Genomic DNA, 21,309 nt, shown 5'->3' on the forward strand with positions numbered 1-21,309 from the left:
AACGATAAAAACTCGCAAAGCGTGTTTTTATCGTTTAAATGCATTTTGGCTCGTAACTGTGAAGGTACTGAACAGTTACGAAATAAAATAAATCAGAAAGTACAGAGAAAATTATATGGACGCATTAAAATATGTATCACAGATTCTTGACGATGCGGATTCCTGGGAAACCATGATGTTTCTCTATGATGCTGCCCTTCGCCAGATGTCCACAAAAATTGACATTTTGAATGGGGAATTTATTCACATTCATAATTACAATCCAATCGAACACGTGAAGTCCCGGATCAAAGAACCGAAAAGTATCGTCAAAAAATTAAAACGCCACGGTCACGAAGTGACTCTGGAGAATATGTTAAAGTATATCACCGACATCGCCGGTATTCGTATCATCTGTTCCTTTACCCAGGATATTTACCGGATCGCTGATATGCTGGCAAAGCAGTCGGATCTGCGCGTTGTGGAACTTACCGACTACATCACTCACCCGAAAGTCAGCGGATACCGTAGCTATCATATGCTGGTGGCTGTCCCGGTACATCTGTCAGACCGTGTGGTGGATATCATCGTAGAAGTACAGATTCGAACCATCGCCCAGGACTTCTGGGCCAGCCTGGAGCATAAGATTTACTACAAGTTCGAGGGCAGCGCACCGGAATATATCAGCAAAGATCTCCGTGCCTGCGCAGAATTTGTAGCTGAACTGGATGATAAGATGCTTTCTCTGAACGAAGCGATCCAAAGTGAGGCACTTCGCAAAACAGAGAAGCCGGATTCAAAAAAAGAGGAGTAACTGTTAAAAAACAGTTACTCCTCTTTACACAGACAACAAACAAAAATTTCCCTCTAACATGAGGAGTGCCCGGATACCTCTCGATACCCGGGCTATTATTATGAAAAAATTCTATGTGTAATGAACCCATTACAAACCTTTTTGAGATGTTCCTTTCGGAACTGTATTTATCATATCAATAGTTTATGAATAATTTATGAACATAATATGAACTTATAGTTAATTTGCACAATTTGATTTTATTTTTATTTTATTTTTATAACATTTTACACTGTTTTATCATTTTTTCTTTTCCTGTTCTTGTGCTGATTCATCAAGTTATTCTGTTATTTCTTTTTATTCCCCGACATCTTATCCAAAAATAGAATTCCATATATTTTTACACCAGCTTACTATCCTGTCAAAGAACCCTTTGACCTGTTCCTGGTTAATGTTCAGATCCAGACTCTCCAGCTTGTTGTACAGATCTTTCGCCTGCTCTTTCAGGGAATCCACATCCAGATCCAGGCTGCTGATTTTCTCCATCAGACTTACAATCTTCTGCTTATCCTCATCAGACAACTGAATATTCATCTCTTTTGCTGCATCGTCTACGACAGCTTCTATTTCCTCCGGATCAGACAGGTCCTGAGAGACGACAGCTTCTTTTACTGCACCTACCAGTTCCTCCGCCTGCTCTTTATCCCCGATAGCTTCACCCAGATCACTGGTGGTTACCAGTTCTTCTGTAGCCGCATCTGCATTCTCAGCCTTCAGGGTCTCGCCGGTCATATTACTGTAAGCTTCCATTGCACCTACCAGCGCCGCTGTTCCGGAGATATTAAACGGTCCAGCCACACGTACATCCGCATCGGTGACGCCTGCAGTTGCCAGCGCATTCTGATACATACCTGTGGTACAGTAAGTAATATTACTGGTTGTCACTTTAATTCCATTTCCTTTATCTTTTTTTTCAATAAGAACAGAAGAAAGTGCTCTGGTTCCGATCACACTGGAATCCAGATAAGAATCCAGATATTTGTGTTCATCCGCATTCGTTACAGTAATTACCTGATAGCTGCTCAGATCCGCTTCATTAATCTCCAGCAGACTCAGTACTGTAGATTTTTCTGTTTCATTCAGATCCGCTCCCAGCGCCAGATACGGTGCATCAATCTGATCTGCTTTTGCACTCAGTGGTGACATCAGGCTTCCCATTACCGTTACCATCGCCAACATTCCCGCCATAACTTTCTTTATCTTCATCTCTGTTACCTCTCTTTTTCTTTATATACTTTCAGAATCTTTTCAGTCTTCTCCCGACTGATACTCCGTAGTATAACACACTTTCCTTCCATGATGCAGATATTCATAAATCTTTTCCTGTTCATTCATAAAATCTTCACAACTTCAACACGATTTTCTCACAATTCCCGGATATACTATAACCATAAAATAATTAATAGAAATTATTTTATAACTTTTCTTTTTCATATGTCGATGAAAATCGACACTCCTTCCTTTAAAAATAAAACTAAAACGTGTTGACCGGAATTTCCTCATTCTGGTCAACACGTTTTTACGTTACTTTTTATTTTGCACGTCCCAATACATTTGCCAGTTTCGCAAATTCTTCCAAAGACAATGCCTCTCCTCTCACCGATGGTGAAAATCCGCACTCTGCGATTGCAGCCTCTATTGTCTCTTTTTCAAAAGACAACCCCTCATAATTCTTCAGACCGTTTGCCAGCGTTTTTCTTCTCTGATTAAACGATGCCCGAATAATCTGAAACAACAGTTTTTCATCGTCTACCTGTACCGGTGTCTCAGCATGGCGGGTCAGACGAATCACCGCACTTCCCACTTTCGGTCTCGGCATAAAACAGTTCGGTGGAACATTGGCAACAATATAAGGTTTTGCATAGTACTGCACTGCCAGAGATAATGCACCGTAATCTTTCGTTCCCGGTCCCACCTGCATACGATCCGCTACTTCTTTCTGTACCATGACAGTAATGGATTCTACAGGCACATGGCTTTCAAACAGACCCATAATGATCGGTGTCGTGATATAATATGGAAGATTTGCAACCACTTTGATCGGGCGGCCTCCATTTTTCTCTTCTGCCAGCTTTGCAATATCCACTTTCAGGATATCTTCATTGATCACCGTTACATTGTCATAATCACTCAGCGTATTCTCCAGGATCGGGATCAGACTTTTATCAATCTCCACCGCATATACCTCTCTGGCTGCATATGCCAGATACTGTGTCATCGTTCCCATACCCGGTCCGATCTCCAGAACAAAATCATCCTCTGTGATCTCCGCCGCACGGATAATTTTATCCAGCACATGAGGATCGATCAGAAAGTTCTGTCCAAACTTTTTCTGAAATGTAAAGCCGTATTTGTTCAACACAGCAATGGTTGCCTGGGGATTGCCAAGATAAGGCTCTCTCTTACTCATAGTTCTTCCTTTCCTGTTGTTTTCCAAAACGTGTAAAAAGGGCATAGCTTTCTGTCGCCATGCCCCATGTTGTCATGCTCTTTTATAAATCAAAATCCTTTTCATAAAGAAGAATTCGACCGTCTGCATCTGTATGACGTTTGGAAAGTTTTCTTCCCAGCTTTACGCCACTTGCCTTACGGATCGCACCGTCTACCATCTCTTTTACTTTTCCGATAGTAATCGGTTCATCCTCTTTCTGGTTATCTCCGATCATGGTGTACAGAGCAAGCACACCCATCTCATCCATGCGGAAACCATTTTCTCTCGCATACGTTCTTGCAAATGTTACCAGCTCGTCATTGGTAAAGACCGGAATCGAAATAACGGTTTCGAATTTTTCTGCAAATTCCGGATAATCCGCCAGCATCTTACGCATATTTGCTTTATCATCTTCAATCAGAAGAATCATACTGTCTGTACGGAAATCCATCGCCTGAGAAAGTTTTTCGATCGTCTCCGGCGTCATAAAACTTGCTCTCTCGATCAGAAGAAAGCCTCCTGCCATCTTGCTGATAATTGTTGCCGGATCTTTCCTGTTAATATCCGATGCATCCAGATTTGCATACTTGACAGCTTTCAGTCCCAGTTCTTTGCAGATTGCTTTTACAAGCCCTTCACTCAGTCTGGTTTTTCCTGTTCCGTGACTTCCCATGATTGCGATATTTCCACGATGAGATGTTTTCTCACTGGCATATTCATATGCCCCGTGAATCGCATCCAGAATCTGATCATCCATGCCCGGCACTTTAGCAAAGTATGAAAACAGCTGTTTCTGTTCTGCCGTCAGACGTTCCGGTCTGGTATTGTTCAGAATCCTCTGGCGTTTTTCTTCGGGTGTCTCCCGTTCCAAAGTCATCTCGCTGATATCTGGCTGTATCTCTGCTTCTTCCAGCATCTTATCGATATGATCACCTTCCGGTTCCTCTGCCTCCGTTTCAGAACCTTCTTCCACAACAGATTCCTCTGTGGTATTCTCTTCTGTCATCGGTTCTGTCTTTTCTTCAAAAGCAATTTCTTCCTCAGATGCTGTCTCCGGTTCCGGATCCAGGCTTGCAGACCGTTCTGCTTCTTCCTGTTCCCGGAGCCCATCCATACCGCTCAGAGCAGCTTTGAGTTCTTCTTCCAGATTAAATTCCTGTGTATCTCCTGGTGTCGCATGCCATGCATCCTGCTTTGTCACATCCGGAATCACTCTTGTCGCATCCAGATCTTCGATTTCCGGTTCTGTTTCCTCCGTTTCTTCCGGATATTCCATCTCAATCACCGGTGCTGCTTCTGATCCGGTAATATCTTCTTCTGTTTCCGGCTCTTCTGTCGATTCCGCCGAAGTTTCAGTTTCCGGTGCATCAGACGATGTTTCTTCTGCAAAATCCAGAGAAAGTCCGGAAAGACTTGCTTCAAAAGCTGCCATCGCTTCATCCGCCGCATCCGTCAGAGTTTCTGCCGGCTCTTCTTCCGTTACTGTCTCAACCGCTCCCTCAACCCTTTCTTCCAGTACATCACCGGCTGCATCTACTGTTTCTTCTGCAACTACTTCTTCCGGTTCACCGATGATTTCTTCTGCTGTTACTTTCTCCACAGCCGGTTCTTCCTCAGCTTTTTCTGCGGCATCCTCGCCTGCTTCTTTCGCCAGGGAAGACGAAGTCTCTGCAAATAATGCATCCAGATCCACTTCCTGAACACTGATAATTTCTTTATCCTCCGGTTTTTCCACCTTCGGTTTTTCCATCATTTCCAGTTCGTCCATCTCGGTTCTGCTCACTCCGGCAACTCCGCTGTCCGCAGAGATGATGCCTTCATTTACAGCTTCCGGCTCCAGATCCTGTACGTGATATTCTTCCATATTTTCTTCTTGTGCTTCAGGTTCCTGCAGAACTTCTGCTCCTGCTGCTCTTCCCAGTGCCTCAAAAGCATCTACTGCCTTGGTACGGTTAAAACCGGAAAGAATCTCCTGAAAACTTCTGGAAAGACGTTCCTGAAGTTTTTCGGTATCGATATGCGGAATCTCTGTTTCCGGTTTCACCGGCTCTTCCTCCGTCACCGGAGTTTCTTCCACGGTTGTTCCTGCAGATTCCTGCGGAATCTCTGCTGTTGCTGCCGCTTCTTCCTGGGCCTGTTCTTTTTCTTCTTCCACTTTCTGAAGACCCGCCATTGCAGCTGCTGACACACCCGGCAGAATTGTATTTTTTACTTCTTCTGTCAGTTTCGGTCCTGCTGTTGGTTTTGCAACCTTTCCTGCCGCCTTCGCTTTCTCATATTTTTCTTTCTGAGACGGTGACAGTGGCGTGTATGTCATCTTAAGTTCCATCGCTTTGGTTACATATTTGCCTTCACCAAACCACAGAATCAGATCATCACAGGTTTCAACACATTTCTTTTCCTGTCCTGCTTTTTTATACAGTTTTGCCAGTTCATATACCCAGCGTTCTGTGTATTCCCGCTCTTTATATTCCTCCAGAATCGCAATCCGATTTTCCAGAGGCGCTTTCTGTGCTTTGTAAATCTTATATTTCAGAATATATTTGGAAGTATCGTTGGAAGCGGTCTCCAGATATTCATTATAATATTTTACAGCATCATCATATAACCCCATCTTCAAAGCCAGTTCCACCTGACGGTACAGAATCATCTTGCCGATAGATGAACGTTTACGCGCCAGCTGCAGCATCTGCATACTCTTTTCCAGTTCACCATTCACTTCGTAGATATCTGCTACCATACACAAGGTCCGCACACTCTTCACTCTACGCCAGTCGATAGAATCCGCTACCGTAAGAGCCCCTTCATAATCCTGTGCATCCACAAGTCTGTTGATTTCCTCCAATTTCAAATGGTATTCTGTCTTATCCACTGTACTCACCTCTGCTTTTTCTATCAAATTTATAACTGTCTGATACTTTCACAGTTATCTGTTTTCAGTTGTTTATACCCGTAACTGTTAAAGTACTGAACAGTTACCCATAATTGTTCTAAGTGTACCATACTGCCTGTTTCTTGTCAAAATATAACTGTCCTCTGACCGAGACAGTTATTGGATAAAATGATGTGTATGAACGAACAAAGGGATGCCGCCCTCCGACAACACCCCTCTTATGTATACGGGAGTCAGTCCCCCTTTTGGTTCTTCTGTCACCCGATTCTCAGTTTAAACTTCTGAATTTCTTTTTCACTGGTCACACGCTCAATCTCTGCGCCCAGACTCTTCAGTTTTCCTTCAAAATCCTCATATCCACGCTGGATATATACGATATCATCCACAATTGTAATACCCTCTGCAGCCAGTCCGGCAATTACCAGTGCCGCGCCTGCACGAAGATCCGGTGCACTGACTCTTGCGCCTGTCAGTTTGTCCACACCATCAATGATGGCTGTATTACCTTCCACTTTTACACAGGCACCCATACGAGTCAGCTCGTCCGCATATTTGAAACGGTTCTCAAAAATGCTTTCTGTAACAATGCTGGTTCCTGATGCCAGAGCCAGTGCTACTGCGATCTGTGGCTGCATATCCGTAGGATATCCCGGATACGGTAAGGTTTTTACATGCGTTCTGCGCAGTTTCTTTGCAGAGATCACGCGTACTGCATCATCAAATTCTTCCACTTCACATCCGATTTCTTCTAATTTGGCTGTAATCGCTTCCAGATGTTTCGGAATTACATTTTTGATCAGAATATCGCCGCGTGTTGCCGCTGCAGCGAACATATAGGTTCCTGCCTCGATCATATCCGGCACAATCGAATAATTTGTACTGTGCAGCATCTCCACACCTCGGATACGGATCACATCCGTACCGGCACCCTTGATATTGGCACCCATGCTGTTCAGGAAGTTTGCTGTATCTACAACGTGTGGCTCTTTTGCCGCATTTTCAATAATGGTATTTCCTTTTGCCATAGATGCTGCCATCATAATATTAATGGTTGCACCTACCGATACAGTATCCATGAAAATATGAGTTCCATGAAGTCCGTCCGGTGCAGATGCCACGATGGCACCGTATTTGATATCGACGGTTGCACCCAGTGCACGGAAGCCTTTCAGATGCAGATCGATCGGGCGGCTTCCGATGTTACAGCCACCCGGCAGAGGTACTTCTGCTTTTTTATATTTTCCGAGAAGCGCACCCAGCAGATAATAGGATGCACGGATTTTCTTAATATATTCGTAATCTACACTGATATCACCGATAGTGGAACCGTTGATCACTGCAGTGTGACGGTCTACCCGCTCCACTTTTGCTCCGATTCCTCCGATGGCCTCTAAAAGTACATTTATATCATTGACATCCGGAAGGTTTTCCAGCCGGACGGTATCATCTGTCATAATAGCGGCTGCAAGAATCGCAAGTGCTGCATTCTTCGCTCCACCAATCTCTACTTCACCAACTAACGGGTTTCCACCCTTAATAATATACTGATCCATAGTTCACCTCTATGTTTATATTCAGCCAATACAAGTCCCGATAATCTCTCTCATTGATTTTTATGTTATAACAAATCAATGCTTTTGTAAATAAATTTTAAAGATTTCTTACCTTTTTGTTCATATTGTCCACTGAATTTTTCAAATAATTTTACAGAATATCGTGACTATTCAGTACCTTCACTGTTTAGTTCCAGACTGTCTACAATACTCTGTAAAGTCTCCTCTAAATTTTTGTTTTCCTCATCAATTGTGATATCTGCATATTTTTCATACAATACCACACGTTCTTCATATAAATCTTTTAATGTCTGTCCGTCCCGCAAAACCACTCCACGGTTTTTCAGGTTGCCCAGCCGTTTCCTCAGAGCTTTGTAGGACAATTTCAGATAAATGACCGTGGCGATCTCTCCAAGATGCTCCATAGCTTCTCTTCCGTACACCACGCTGCCTCCTGTGGCAATTACTGTGCGATTCGCTTCAATAGAAGCGTTTACTTGATTTTCAATTGCAATAAAGCCTTCGATACCCTCTTCACTGATAATTTCTTTTAATAATCTCTTTTCCTGCTTCTGAATCAGAAGGTCTGCATCTACAAACTGATAACCTAACTCTTTTGCAAGTATTACACCAATTGTACTTTTTCCAACTCCTGGCATTCCAATTAACACTATATTCTTCATATCTCTCATCCTTATCGCAGCTTATCATTCTATCATATTATCCTGGTTAATACAAGTTTTTATTCTTGTTATGATCAAAAATGTACCAGGACATATTTTTTTAATCATAACATATTTTTTCTTATTTTCATACAGAAAAATCCGTGCTACACTTAAAACAGCAGTAAAATTTTACCTGTACTTTACTTATATTTAAGGAGTTTTATCATGAAACAAATCGACTTTGAACATGGAAAAATCACCGATAACATTCTGCGGGCTTCCATTCCGATGCTTGTGGCGGAGGTTTTGAGTCTTCTCTATAACATTGTAGACCGGATCTATATTGCAAGGATCCCGGATGTGGGGACCACAGCACTTGGGGCTGTCGGGCTGTGTTTTCCGATCATTACCATTATTCTTGCTTTCAGTAACCTCTTCGGTTCCGGCGGTGCACCACTTTTTTCGATTGCGCGCGGAAGAAAAGATACAAAAGAAGCTTCAATGATCATGAATACGTCATTCTTTCTGATCTGTGTCTGTGCCCTGCTTCTGATGACGATCGGTATGATATTTGCAAAACCGATCCTGATCCTGTTCGGAAGTTCTGAAAGTGGTCTGATCTATGCGTATCCTTATCTGATGATTTACCTGCTCGGAACCTTTCCTTCCATGGTGTCCACCGGTATGAATCCTTTTATCAACGCTCAGGGATACGCCACTACAGGTATGTTATCTGTTGCGATCGGTGCAATTGCCAACCTGATCCTGGATCCGGTTTTTATTTTTGTATTCGCACTCGGCATCCGCGGTGCGGCGATCGCCACTGTGTTGTCGCAGACTCTTTCTGCAGCATTTGTTCTGTATTTTCTGCGGAAAAAGACAGAATTAAAAGTCTGTCTTTTATCCCGGAAAGAGATCCGTAACTGCCGGGACCGGGCAAAAAATATTATCAGTCTGGGAACTGCCGGTTTTATCATGCAGCTTACCAACAGTCTGGTAACGATCTGCTGCAACAATGTACTTTCTGTCACCGGTGGAGATCTGTATATCTCTGTGATGACGATTGTATCCAGTATCCGTCAGATCATTGATACACCGATCCATGCAATTACTGAGGGATCCTCCCCGGTCATCAGTTATAACTATGGCGCCCGCCGTCCTAAGAGAGTGTTCCAGTCCTGGCTCACCATGAGTGTGATGGCAATCCTGTATACCCTGCTTGCCTGGGGTGTGATCCTGTTTGCGCCGCGTTTCCTGATCGGTATCTTCAGTTCCGACCAGGCGCTGATCACCGATGCAATCCCGGCACTGAAGCTGTACTTCGGAGCCTTTGTTTTCCAGGCACTTCAGTATGTGGGGCAGACAATGTTCAAATCACTGGGAAAGAAGAAATTCGCAATTTTCTTTTCTCTGCTTCGTAAGGTCATCATCGTGGTTCCGCTTACTTACATCTTCCCGTATCTGTTCCATATGGGAAGCGACGGTGTCTTTCTGGCAGAGCCGGTGTCCAATGTACTCGGCGGAAGCGCCTGCTTCATCGTGATGCTGTGTACGGTAATGCCGGAGCTGAAAAGAATCGCGAAGGAAAATTCCAGCCATTAATTTACATAACTTCAGTGATCGGACTTCCTAGTAAATTTACAGCAACATTAATCAACCCATCATCGTTACTCCATAAAATAAAGAATGTATTTCTTTACAGAGAAGCATTTCCCCGTAAATTAAAAACTTCAGCAGGCACAATTGTCTTCCGTCTGCTGAAGTTTTTTGTTTTTCATTTGAATCTTCCTAATTCTGAATATCTGCTGCTTTTTCTTCTTCTCTGATCCGTTCCAGTTTCTCCTTCACCGTAGGATACCGCTCCAGATCGGTATGGGGAAGTGCCTGTGCTGCCACCATCGTGTTCAGGAAATCTTCCACCGTTGCAAACTGGATATATACCATTTTTTCCAGGATTTCCTCCACTTCTTTTGCCACACTGCGATCCAGCAGTGCACATACCGCACCTTCCAGGGAAGAATTGCCCGCGTGGATGATCCGATCCCGGTCCATATCCGGGTACATGCCGATAGCGATCGCGGATTCTTTGGACACATGTTTTCCGAAAGCACCCGCCACATAGAATCCTTCCAGTTCCGAAAGTTCGATCCCGGACTCCCGCAGCATGATCGCCACCATCGTGTACGCTGCCGCTTTTGTCCGGATAAATTCTTCGATGTCACTCTGGTAAAAATACAGCTCCGGTGCATAGTTCACCGCCAGCATCCCGTCTTTCTCCACGATCCATCGGCTTTTCTCCGGCTGTAAGATCCCGCGGATATCAATCCATCCATGTAAAAACAGTTCCGCCAGAAGATCCACGATACCGGATCCACAGATTCCTCTCGCCGTCTTCTCCCCAATCACATGACAGTGCAGTTTGCCATCTTCCAGTTTTACCCGGTCCACCGCGCCTTCCATCGCGCGCATACCCGTCTTTACCACACCGCCTTCCAGTGCCGGTCCCGCAGCTCCTGCTCCACATAACAGGAAATCCCGGTTTCCCAGCACAAGTTCTCCGTTCGTTCCGATATCAAAGAAAGCGTTAATCTTCTCTTTTTTATAGATCCCCGTAGCCACCATACCGCTGATGATATCGCCGCCCAGGTAGTTAGACTTTGCCGGATAAATGTAAACATATCCCTTCACCGGCAGTTCCAGATCTTTTGCCGGGAGAAATCCAGGCTGATCTGCGTGCACCGCATACGGGGTGTGAAACACACAGAACGCATCCATGCCAAGCAGGAAATGAATCATCGTTGTATTGCCGCCGATGGTCATGGCGATACAGCTGTTTTCCGGCAACTGCTGTCGTGCTTCCAGTTCTCTCACGCAGGTGGTAATACTGTTTATCGCTGCTTTCCGGAGAATCTCCAGCGTTCCACGGTCTTCCTGACAGTGAAAGATTCGTGTCAGAATATCCGTTCCATAAGGGATCTGCCCGTTAAACGTGCTGGTTTCTCCCAGAACCTTTCCCGTACCACAATCCACCAAACGCGCTACCACCGTGGTACTTCCAAGATCCACCGCCACACCGTAATGTGCCCCGGTGGTATCTCCCGCTTCCAGATCCACGCCATGCCACTCCTGACCATCCCATGCCAGAGAAAGTGTCACTTTCCACTCTGCCTCTTCACACAGCGAATACAGCTTTCGCAGCACCCGCAGACTTAACTTTGCCTCTGTTCCCTGTTCTCTTAATCCATCTAGAATCCGTCTCTGATCCGATCGGTTGTCCTCTTCCGTCGGAACATTCAGTTCCAGGTATATTTTTTTACTGATTCCATCCATGATTTGTCCTCTTTTTCTGTGCAGTCTCGATTCTTCTATTATTTACATGTCCGATAACACGTTTCGCAAAATATTACACTTAAATAGTAATTATTATACTTCCCTTTTTCCAAATAATCAAGTTATGGATTGCGTCAGAGACATAACTAACGTATACTTAATTTTATATAAGAACATATTTTCTGATAACAGAGGTGGATTATATGTTTATATAAAATGCGTTATTATATTTGCAGAAAGGAGGAAATTCATGGATCGCATCATTTTTCATATCGATGTCAATTCCGCATATCTGAGCTGGAGCGCAATTGATCTCTTAAAAGCAGATCCGGACAGTGTGGATATCCGGACGATTCCCGCGATCATCGGCGGTAACCGGAAGACCCGTCATGGGATCGTTCTGGCAAAGTCTCTGTCAGCGAAAAATATTTACCATATTCATACTGCGGAACCGGTGGCAAATGCTCTGAAAAAATGTCCGACGCTCACCATCATTCCTCCTAACCACGACTCTTACAGCCGCCACAGCAAACAGTTTGTCGGTTTTCTCCGCTCACTGACATCGGAGATTGAACAGGTCAGTGTGGATGAATGTTATCTGGACTATACCACAATTGCCTCCCGCTTCTCCTCACCCGAAGAAGGAGCCGCCTATATTCGCAACTATATTTACAGCCATTTTGGTTTTACGGTCAATGTGGGGATCTCTTCCAATAAGGTGCTGGCAAAGATGGCTTCTGACTTTGAAAAGCCGAACAAGACGCACACACTTTTCCCTGATGAGATTCAGAAGAAAATGTGGCCACTTCCGATCAGCAGTCTGTTCATGGCAGGACATGCTTCCGTAGCTGTTCTGCAGAAACTGGATATCCATACGATTGGCGATCTGGCTCGGATGGATCCGGCGATTCTCAGCCTGCATCTGAAAAGCCACGGAAAAATGCTGTGGGAATATGCAAACGGAATCGATAATTCCAGCATCGAAAGCGAGCCGTCTCAGGCAAAAGGGATCGGCAATTCCACCACACTCGCCAGTGATCTTACGACCGCACAGGAAGCGTACTCTATTCTTCTGCAGCTTTCCACCAAGGTAGGGCACCGTCTCGAAAAAGCCGGTCAGTCTGCCAATAACCTGTGCGTGGAGATCAAATACTCGACATTTGACAAATACACCCGTCAGATGCCGCTTTCCTCCCCGACGCAAGATGAGAAAAAGCTATACCACGCAGCCTGTCATCTTTTTGATACACTCTGGAACGGAAACCCGATCCGTTTACTGGGAGTTCGCGCCGGAAAACTGACGGATGCTGATGAACCGGTACAGCTCGATCTGTTCAGTTATGACCCGAAAGCGATTGAAAAAGAACAGAAGATGGAACGGGCGATGGATAAGATCCGGGAAAAGTTTGGGAAAGATCTGATTCAGAAGGGAATCCATTAAATATGCAAATCACCTTGCGAAATTCTGCCGGCTGAATAGTTATATTTTTCTACATGCAGAAATCCCCGCAGCGGATATTTGACGTCCACTGCGGGGATTTTCTGTTGTTTATTGTTTGAACATTACTTATTACTTGCGTTTGAAAATTAGCAGATACCCTGTGCTAACATAGCATCAGCAACTTTTTCGAATCCGGCAATGTTGGCACCTACTACATAGTTGCCTTCGAATCCGTAACGTTTTGCTGCATCATCCATGTTGTGGGTGATGTTGATCATGATGTTTTTCAGTTTTGCATCTACTTCTTCGAATGTCCAGCTCAGTCTCTCGCTGTTCTGAGACATTTCCAGTGCGGATGTTGCTACACCACCGGCGTTTGCTGCTTTACCAGGAGCAAAGATCACATTGTTTGCCTGCAGATACTGGGTAGCTTCCAGAGTGGTAGGCATGTTAGCACCTTCGCATACAGCGATGGTTCCGTTTGCTACCAGCTGTTTTGCGTCTTCCAGATGCAGTTCGTTCTGTGTTGCACATGGCAGTGCCAGATCAGCTTTGATCTGCCATACACCTCTTCCTTCATGGTATTCAGCGTTTGTGCGAACTTTTACATACTCTGTCAGTCTTGCTCTCTTCACTTCTTTAATTTCTTTCAGAAGTGCTACATCGATTCCGTCCGGATCGTAAACCCAACCGGTAGAATCAGAACAGGTCAGAACTTTTACACCCAGCTGCTGTGCTTTCTGGATTGCGTAGATTGCTACGTTACCTGCACCGGATACAACTGCAGTCTTTCCTGCGATGTCGATACCATTTAATTTTAACAGTTCCTGTGTCAGGTACAGCAGACCATAACCGGTAGCTTCTGTTCTTGCCAGAGATCCACCATAGGTCAGTCCTTTACCTGTCAGAACTCCTTCGTATACGTTTCTCAGTCTCTTGTACTGACCAAACATGTAACCGATCTCTCTTGCGCCGGTTCCGATATCACCAGCCGGTACGTCTGTATCTGCGCCGATGTGTTTGCTCAGCTCTGTCATAAAGCTCTGGCAGAATTTCATGATTTCACGATCAGATTTTCCTTTCGGATCGAAATCAGAACCACCTTTACCACCACCGATTGGCAGTCCGGTCAGGGAGTTTTTGAAGATCTGCTCAAATCCCAGGAATTTGATGATACCCAGGTTTACTGATGGATGCAGACGAAGACCTCCTTTGTAAGGTCCGATTGCACTGTTGAACTGTACACGATATCCTTTGTTTACATGTGCCTGGCCCTGATCATCTACCCACGGTACACGGAACATAATAACTCTTTCAGGCTCAACGATACGCTCCAGCAAAGCTTCTTTTCTGTACTTTTCTTCATTTGCATCAATTACCGGACGCAGAGAATCCAGTACTTCTTTGACAGCCTGGTGGAATTCTGGTTCGTTAGGATTTTTAGCCACAACGTTTTCATATACTTCATCTACATAAGACATGTTACACGTTCCTCCTTAGAATTTGCTCATTGCTTTTTGAATACGCAGACATTATAGCATGGTAAAGTGTTAAACACAAGAAAAAATTTTCGTTTTTTCGACCTATTTCCTACTTTTTCGCTTGGATTTACGTTTTCTCACACTGTATCCGAAAGTACCGAGCTGCTTTCCTACACCATAGTACGTTCCATGGGAATACACCATCGGGTGTGCGCTGTTCAGATCAAACCGGCCATTTTCATCCATATAATCTTCGTCTGCATGAACAGCAACTACCTGTGCAAGAAACATGTGATGGGAACCAAGCTTCTCTGTTTTTACGACCTTACACTCGATATTCACCGGTGACTCCCCGATCATTCCACAGTTCACCTGGGAGGCTTCCACACAGGTCAGTTTCATCTCTTTGAATTTGTCCACGTCTTTTCCGGAACGGACACCGCAGTAATCGGTCGCATACGTAAGTGCTTCCGTAGTCAGATTGATCACAAAAACACCGCTCTCTTCGATCATATGATACGAATAGCGCTCCGGCCGCACCGAAATGGATACCATCGGCGGGTTGGTACACACCGTACCTGCCCACGCTACGGTAATGATATTGTCTTTTCCTTCGTTATCCCGCACCGAGACCATAACCGCCGGAAGCGGATACAGCATGTTGCCGGGTTTCCACTGTTGTTTCGCCATATATTTTTCCTTTACTGCTGTAATGCATTCATAAACTTCGGAATCAGCTGTTTCTTTCTCGATACCACACCTTCCAGACGACAGGAACTGTCTTCCACTTTCTCTCCGAATGCCTCATATACCAGTCCATCCGATCCCTCTCCGTAACACAGAAGTTCCGTGGACTCCTTGATGATGTTGGTCAGCATGAAGAACACCATCTTGATTCCATGTTTGCCACATTCTTTTTCCATATACGGCATCAGGCGGTCTTTGACCGTCTGCAGTTCTTCCTCGGACATGAAGCTGATCTGTCCCACACCGAATGCCAGGTCATCCACAATAAATTTCTTATAATCCTGATAAAAGATTTCTTCCGGTGTCTTACTGCTCAGATTGCTTCCGGCACGGAACATTTTATTGGCAAAGCTTTCGATCTCGATCTTGGCGATCTTTGCCAGTTCCTGTGCTGCCTCTTTATCACGTTCCGTACAGGTCGGTGAGCGGAACATCAACGTATCTGACAGAATCGCTGCACACAGAAGTCCGGCGATATTTTCCGGGATCTCCAGATATTTTTCCGCGTAGATCTCATACATAATGGTTGCGGTACAGCCTACCGGCTGGTTGCGGAACATGATTGGCTGGAAGGTCTCCAGCGAACCGATTCTGTGATGATCCAGGATCTCCAGGATTTCTGCCTCTTCGATGTTGTCGACCGCCTGAGATCTCTCGTTATGGTCAACCAGAATCAGCTGTTTTTTCTTGATACTCATGAAGTTTCGACGGGAAACGGTACCGATGTATTTTCCACGTGTATTAACCACCGGGAATGCACGGTAACGGGTTTTCGTCATAATGTCTTTGATCTTGTCGGTAAAATCATCGCTCCGGAAGATCACCAGATTGTCTTTTTTCATAAAATACTTGATCGGAATACTCTGGTGGATCAGACGGGCCACGGTAAAGGAATCGTACGGTGTGGAAATAATCACCTGATTTCTCTCCTCTGCAAGTTTCTGGATCGTTTTTCCGACTTTGGCTCCCAGACATACGATCAGACAGCTTGCATTGGCTTCGATGGCACACAGCTGATCCTCCGCACGGTTTCCGAGAATAACCAGATCGTCTTCATCGATAAAGCTTTCCATCGTATCCGGCTGGGACAATCCCATGACCACTTTTCCTTTGATAAAGTATCCATGTTCATTACCCACGATGATCTGTCCATCCACAGTATCCGCGATACTCCGGTACTGTGTTCTTGCCTGGGCGAGCAATGTATTGTCATACGCATCCATATAGGATTTGGCGATGTCTCCGGTCGTGATCAGGCCTTCAACCTTGCCTTCTTTGTCTGTGATCGGCAGTGTTACCGCATTATGCTCCTGCATCAGTTTCCATGCCCGCTTCACAGACATGCTGTTTGCCGCTCCCGGTGTCTCATGAAGATCCATGTCTTTCACCTGGGTTCCCACATCCGGCAGATAACCGGGTGCCGGCACATGGAAATATTTCAGTACAAATTCTGTTTCTTCGTTGATCTGTCCGGCTCTCTTTGCCACATACGTTCCCTTGGTTGTTCGATTCTTGATGTCGGCATATGCGATCGCAGAACAGATGGAATCCGTGTCCGGATTCTTGTGTCCGATGACATAAACTTTATTATCTTTTCTCACAAATAATCCCCTAACTGTTGTTTCCGGCATCTGTCAGACAACTCTTCTGCCTTCTGCCGGAATCTGCTTGGTCTATAATTTCTGGTTTTTATCTTAGCATACTTAAAAAAAATCAGCAAACAGATTTGTTATCTTTCTATGTACTATTCCCCGTACATACAACCGGTATGTGTCGGAATCTTTCTATTTTCTGTTGCCAGATTCCGGGAAACAACGCTATAATAATAGAAACAGCAGATTCGTGCAAAGAAAGGATGAATATACTATGGCAGAAGAAGAAAAAGTAACAGCGGTTGCCGAAGAGGCAACTTCCATGGCAGATTATGAAAAGGAGCTGGAGGCTTCTTTTAAAAAGCTCGAAGAGGGCGATATGATCACCGGTACGGTGATCGCTGTAGACGAAGAAGAGATCACACTGGATCTTCGCTATTACACCGAAGGAATCATCAAGGTTTCCGATTACAGCAGAGAGCCTGGTTTTATGGTAAAAGAAGCGGTTCATGTGGGCGATGAAGTCACAGCCACCGTGATCGGCAGAGACAACCGCCGCGGCTGCATCCTGTTATCCCGCGTGGAAGCTAACGATGTGCTGGCATGGGACAAACTTCGTCAGTTAAAAGAAGACAAAACCGTGCTGAACGTTACCGTAAAAGGCATCGTCAGCGCAGGTGTCATCGCATATGTAGAAGGAATCCGTGGATTTATCCCGGCTTCCAAACTTTCCCTGAATTACGTGGAAGATCTGAACGAATACCTGAACAAGGAGATACAGGTACAGGTTTTTGATGTCGAAGAAGAGGACAACCGTCTGATCCTCTCCGCAAGAGAACTTCTGAGAGAAAAAGCGGAGGAAGAAAGACGCGCAAAAGTATCCAATGTGGAAGTAGGTCTTGTGACAGAGGGTACGGTAGAAAGCCTGCAGCCATACGGCGCTTTCGTCAATCTCGAAAACGGTCTCTCCGGTCTGGTTCATATCTCCCAGATCAGTGAAAAAAGAATCAAACATCCGTCCGCAGTTCTGGCAGTCGGCGATAAAGTGAAAGTGAAAGTCATCGCTGTGAAAGACGGAAAGCTGAGCCTCAGCATGAAAGCACTGCAGGACGTGGCTGCACAGGAGATCGAGGAAGAGGTTTATGAACTTCCGGAGACAGAAGAAGCTACTACTACGCTGGGCTCTCTGTTTGCAAATATCAAATTATCGTAACCATTCAGCACCTTCACAGTTCTATCTGCCGAATAGTTACAAATCATCATTAATTTTGTTTCTGTAAGGTTTTATGACAGATATCTCAATAACTTGTCCCGTAAATTTCCAGGAGAACTGTCTCCTGGTGAAATTTACGGGATTTTTTTATGCATTTCCCGGTTTTGTTTTCATTTTCTTTCTTCTACTTCTTAATTTTTTCTCATTTTTTAAAAAAGTAGTTGTATTTTCCTGACAAAGTGTATATTATAATATCATAACGTAGTTTCAAAAACTACATAACAGAGTTTTTAATTTCATTTGAGATAGGAGTTGATCATATGACATTCAAATTAAAAGATCCCGGAAGTGCAATTACTCATTTTATTGGTATGATGATGGCTTTGCTTGCAACCATCCCTCTGTTGGTCAAAGCAGCCCGAGAACCGGACTGGCTGCACCTGATCGCATTATCTGTATTTGCTCTCAGTATGTTTCTTTTATATACTGCAAGTACCACCTACCATTCACTGGATATCAGTGCAAAGGTAAACCGACGACTGCAGAAAATGGATCATATGATGATCTTCGTTCTGATCGCCGGAAGTTACACCCCTATCTGTCTGATCGCTCTGAAAGGTCACACCGGAAAGCTGTTATGTATCCTGGTATGGAGCGTGGCACTGGTCGGAATCATCGTGAAAGCCTGCTGGATCACCTGTCCGAAGTGGTTTTCTTCTGTGATCTACATCGGCATGGGATGGCTGTGTGTGCTGGCATTCTCCCAGATCTTTCACGCACTGTCCAAACCTGCGTTCGGATGGCTGCTGGCAGGAGGTATTATCTATACCATCGGTGGCATCATCTACGCATTGAAAGTGCCGATCTTTAATGCAAAACATAAAAATTTCGGTTCCCATGAGATCTTCCACCTGTTTGTGATGGGCGGAAGCGCATGCCACTTTGTAACGATGTTTATGCTGGCATAAATCCGGAATATCCCGAAGAATTAGTGTCAGGCACTATAAAATTTTTATACATTCTGATTACAAAAACCCTCCGGGTATGATTTTTCATCTATACCCGGAGGGTTCGTTATTCATTCTTCATTTTCTTTATCTTCAGCAAATTTCAAATAGTCGTGCACAGGTCACCTGCGGCATGGTTACCTGCAACGTTCCATCTGTAACGGCATACTCACAATCCCCACTTGCCGGATAGATCACTTTTGCCTCTGTTCCTGTAATGCCTGCCGCTGCAAGCAGAATCTCTGCCCGGTCTGTCCGCGGGGTAAATACTGCCAGATACGTTTTTTCTTCTGTCTTCACCGCATACGCCAACACATCGTCTCTGGTGTCGGTAAATCCAAGTGGAAATACCGGAACACCCACTTTTACATCATTTCGGATCCTTTTATACAACGTGATTCCTTCCCGCATCAGTTTCAGACTTTCCTCTCCCATATCCCAGACCATACCGCTCATATACGGGCGCAGGAGCAGTCCGTTGACCATGTTGTAGATGACATGTTCCCGTTCGTCCTTGTAAGGATATACCCACATGCCTGCCTGTTCCGGTGTCACGGCACTTGCCACGTTGGATGCAATATAGGAGTTATAAATATAATCCGTCTGGTCGCTTGTGGACTGAAGACTCAGCAGTGTCAGCATGCCGTAATCCATACGCTGTCCGCCGGAGCCACAGTTTTCGATCACCAGATCCGGATGTTTGCGGAAGATTTCCTGATACCATTCGTACAAATACAGATAATGCTCCCGGATCGCATCCGCACAGCTGTCGGAATGCAGATCACTTCCGTATCCCATCGTCACGTTATAATCCACCTTGAAATACCCAACACCGTAATCTTCGATCAGACGATCTACCACATCCATGCAGTATTTGCGTACTTCCGAATTTCTGAAGTCCAGAAGGTATCGTTTGTTATCGATGTGGCGTTTTCCGTGGCGGCAGATAAACCAGTCATCCGGCAGTTTGTTTGCCAGTTCACACGCCACACCCATGACCTCGATCTCCAGCCACAGTCCCATTACCATGCCTTTTTCTTTCGCGTAATCGCACACTGCTTTCAGCGTGTTCGGGAAACGTTCCGGGGATTCTTTCCACTCACCGACGCGGTCCCACCAGAACCCTTTGTCATACCAGCCGCAGTCCAGACAGTAGTATTCACAGCCCATTTCTGCCGCTTTATCAATAATCGCCTTCTCTTTCTCTTCTGTAGGATCTCCCATCAGGCAGTTCATGTAGTCGTTAAATACAACGTTTAATTTTTCATCATCCTCGTTCGGTCGGCGGATCTTTCTCCGGTATCCGGTCAGTTCAGCCATCGCCTCGTTGACTCCACCGTCTGCCACACCGAAACCTGCCGGTACTGTAGTAAAGGTATCGCCCGGTTTCAGATTTTTCCACCAGCCGTGTTCTGCTTCTGTCGCACCGGAAAGTGCCACATACAGCCGTTCACCGCTACTCGGACCGTATTCGATCAGCCACTGACCGGAATGTTCTATCTGGAAGAAATATGTCTCTTTGCACTCGGTATCCTCACAGATGCCCATCGGCAGATACTCACAGGTTGACCAGGAGCTGTGTCCTCCATAGCAATACCGGTTCATGCCAAATCCCGGTGTGTTGAACCCGTTGATCGCCATGCCGCTCAGATTGATCTCCCGGCAGTCATTTTTTCTCCACTGACTCTCACAGTCCCAGCTGTTGTGCGGAGTATACACACTCGTCTTTTCAAAATACGGTTTTTCCCCGCTCTGGCAGAGTCCCTGATAGATAAAGGAAGAGACATATTCCAGACCGATGGCTTCGGTTCCCTCATTTTTCAGAACCGTCCATACCTGCACTGCCGCAACACCGGTAAAAAACTGCATATGGTACTCTGCCTTTACACCATATTCCGTCGCAGTGTGAATCACCAGTTCTTTTCCTTTTTCATTCTCCAGAATCTCATGGCTCTGATAGGTAAAATCCGTGGCTCCGCCGCTGACATTGTGCTTATACGCATGCATCCCGCGGCTGCCCCGTCCGGTCATCTGTACTTCGGTGATCGGATAAAAATCCTCCGCTTCCCGTTTTCTCTCCCGGACATCCGCCCGTCCTGCCGGATCAAACTGTTTCAGTTCCAC

General features: G+C 45.2%; 15 protein-coding genes. 5 read left to right on the plus strand and 10 right to left on the minus strand.

Going from position 1 to position 21,309, the window contains the following annotated elements; translation table 11 throughout:
* Positions 1–115 precede the first annotated feature (115 nt).
* The gene (locus MSA64_RS03250) at positions 116–793 is read left to right on the plus strand and encodes a GTP pyrophosphokinase (RefSeq protein ID WP_287890523.1); all 678 of its coding nucleotides are present in this window, start codon (positions 116–118) and stop codon (positions 791–793) included.
* A gap of 351 nt (positions 794–1,144) precedes the next feature.
* Here the strand turns inward: MSA64_RS03250 and MSA64_RS03255 are convergent, their stop codons facing one another.
* From MSA64_RS03255 to MSA64_RS03275, 5 genes are all read right to left on the minus strand, one after another.
* On the minus strand, positions 1,145–2,038 hold the full coding sequence (locus MSA64_RS03255; RefSeq protein WP_173885949.1) for a DUF1002 domain-containing protein: 894 nt from the start codon (positions 2,036–2,038) through the stop codon (positions 1,145–1,147).
* 325 nt (positions 2,039–2,363) lie between these two features.
* Positions 2,364–3,242 (minus strand): 16S rRNA (adenine(1518)-N(6)/adenine(1519)-N(6))-dimethyltransferase RsmA, encoded by an 879-nt coding sequence (gene rsmA / locus MSA64_RS03260; RefSeq protein ID WP_287890525.1) that lies wholly within the window; start codon positions 3,240–3,242, stop codon positions 2,364–2,366.
* Between the two features lie 82 nt (positions 3,243–3,324).
* A complete protein-coding gene (locus tag MSA64_RS03265) occupies positions 3,325–6,135 on the minus strand; it encodes a tetratricopeptide repeat protein (protein WP_154431106.1) in 2,811 nt (936 codons plus the stop codon).
* A 278-nt stretch (positions 6,136–6,413) separates the two neighbouring features.
* Positions 6,414–7,709: a UDP-N-acetylglucosamine 1-carboxyvinyltransferase gene (locus MSA64_RS03270; RefSeq protein WP_154431105.1), complete on the minus strand. Its 1,296-nt coding sequence runs from the start codon at positions 7,707–7,709 to the stop codon at positions 6,414–6,416.
* Positions 7,710–7,876: 167 nt separating this feature from the next.
* Positions 7,877–8,392 (minus strand): shikimate kinase, encoded by a 516-nt coding sequence (locus MSA64_RS03275; protein WP_154431104.1) that lies wholly within the window; start codon positions 8,390–8,392, stop codon positions 7,877–7,879.
* Positions 8,393–8,599: 207 nt separating this feature from the next.
* Between MSA64_RS03275 and MSA64_RS03280 the strand changes: the two genes are divergently transcribed.
* Entirely contained in the window at positions 8,600–9,976 is a 1,377-nt protein-coding gene (locus MSA64_RS03280; RefSeq protein WP_154431103.1) for an MATE family efflux transporter, read from the plus strand.
* A 186-nt stretch (positions 9,977–10,162) separates the two neighbouring features.
* Here MSA64_RS03280 and MSA64_RS03285 read toward each other — a convergent pair whose 3' ends face one another.
* Positions 10,163–11,746, minus strand: a complete 1,584-nt coding sequence (locus MSA64_RS03285) for an ASKHA domain-containing protein (protein ID WP_442945305.1) — start codon at positions 11,744–11,746, stop codon at positions 10,163–10,165.
* A 208-nt stretch (positions 11,747–11,954) separates the two neighbouring features.
* On the opposite strand from MSA64_RS03285, the gene MSA64_RS03290 reads away from it, so the two are divergent.
* Positions 11,955–13,145: a DNA polymerase Y family protein gene (locus MSA64_RS03290; RefSeq protein ID WP_287890530.1), complete on the plus strand. Its 1,191-nt coding sequence runs from the start codon at positions 11,955–11,957 to the stop codon at positions 13,143–13,145.
* 146 nt (positions 13,146–13,291) lie between these two features.
* Here MSA64_RS03290 and gdhA read toward each other — a convergent pair whose 3' ends face one another.
* The 3 genes from gdhA to MSA64_RS03305 form a co-directional block, all read right to left on the minus strand.
* Complete coding sequence (gdhA, locus tag MSA64_RS03295; protein ID WP_022171013.1) at positions 13,292–14,626, minus strand: NADP-specific glutamate dehydrogenase; 1,335 nt, start codon at positions 14,624–14,626, stop codon at positions 13,292–13,294.
* Positions 14,627–14,728: 102 nt separating this feature from the next.
* Positions 14,729–15,316, minus strand: a complete 588-nt coding sequence (locus tag MSA64_RS03300; protein WP_022171012.1) for a flavin reductase family protein — start codon at positions 15,314–15,316, stop codon at positions 14,729–14,731.
* An 11-nt stretch (positions 15,317–15,327) separates the two neighbouring features.
* Complete coding sequence (locus MSA64_RS03305) at positions 15,328–16,974, minus strand: putative manganese-dependent inorganic diphosphatase (RefSeq protein WP_118316482.1); 1,647 nt, start codon at positions 16,972–16,974, stop codon at positions 15,328–15,330.
* A gap of 265 nt (positions 16,975–17,239) precedes the next feature.
* Here MSA64_RS03305 and MSA64_RS03310 point away from each other — a divergent pair, with 265 nt between their 5' ends.
* Together MSA64_RS03310 and trhA are read left to right on the plus strand one after the other, a co-directional pair.
* On the plus strand, positions 17,240–18,178 hold the full coding sequence (locus tag MSA64_RS03310; protein ID WP_287890533.1) for a S1 RNA-binding domain-containing protein: 939 nt from the start codon (positions 17,240–17,242) through the stop codon (positions 18,176–18,178).
* 320 nt (positions 18,179–18,498) lie between these two features.
* Complete coding sequence (gene trhA, locus MSA64_RS03315) at positions 18,499–19,146, plus strand: PAQR family membrane homeostasis protein TrhA (RefSeq protein ID WP_106491151.1); 648 nt, start codon at positions 18,499–18,501, stop codon at positions 19,144–19,146.
* A gap of 132 nt (positions 19,147–19,278) precedes the next feature.
* Here the strand turns inward: trhA and MSA64_RS03320 are convergent.
* Positions 19,279–21,309: alpha-galactosidase (locus MSA64_RS03320; RefSeq protein WP_287890535.1), on the minus strand; the 2,031-nt coding region annotated here is incomplete at its 5' end.

Source organism: Oliverpabstia sp. (assembly GCF_022785585.1).
Taxonomy (GTDB): domain Bacteria; phylum Bacillota; class Clostridia; order Lachnospirales; family Lachnospiraceae; genus Oliverpabstia; species Oliverpabstia intestinalis.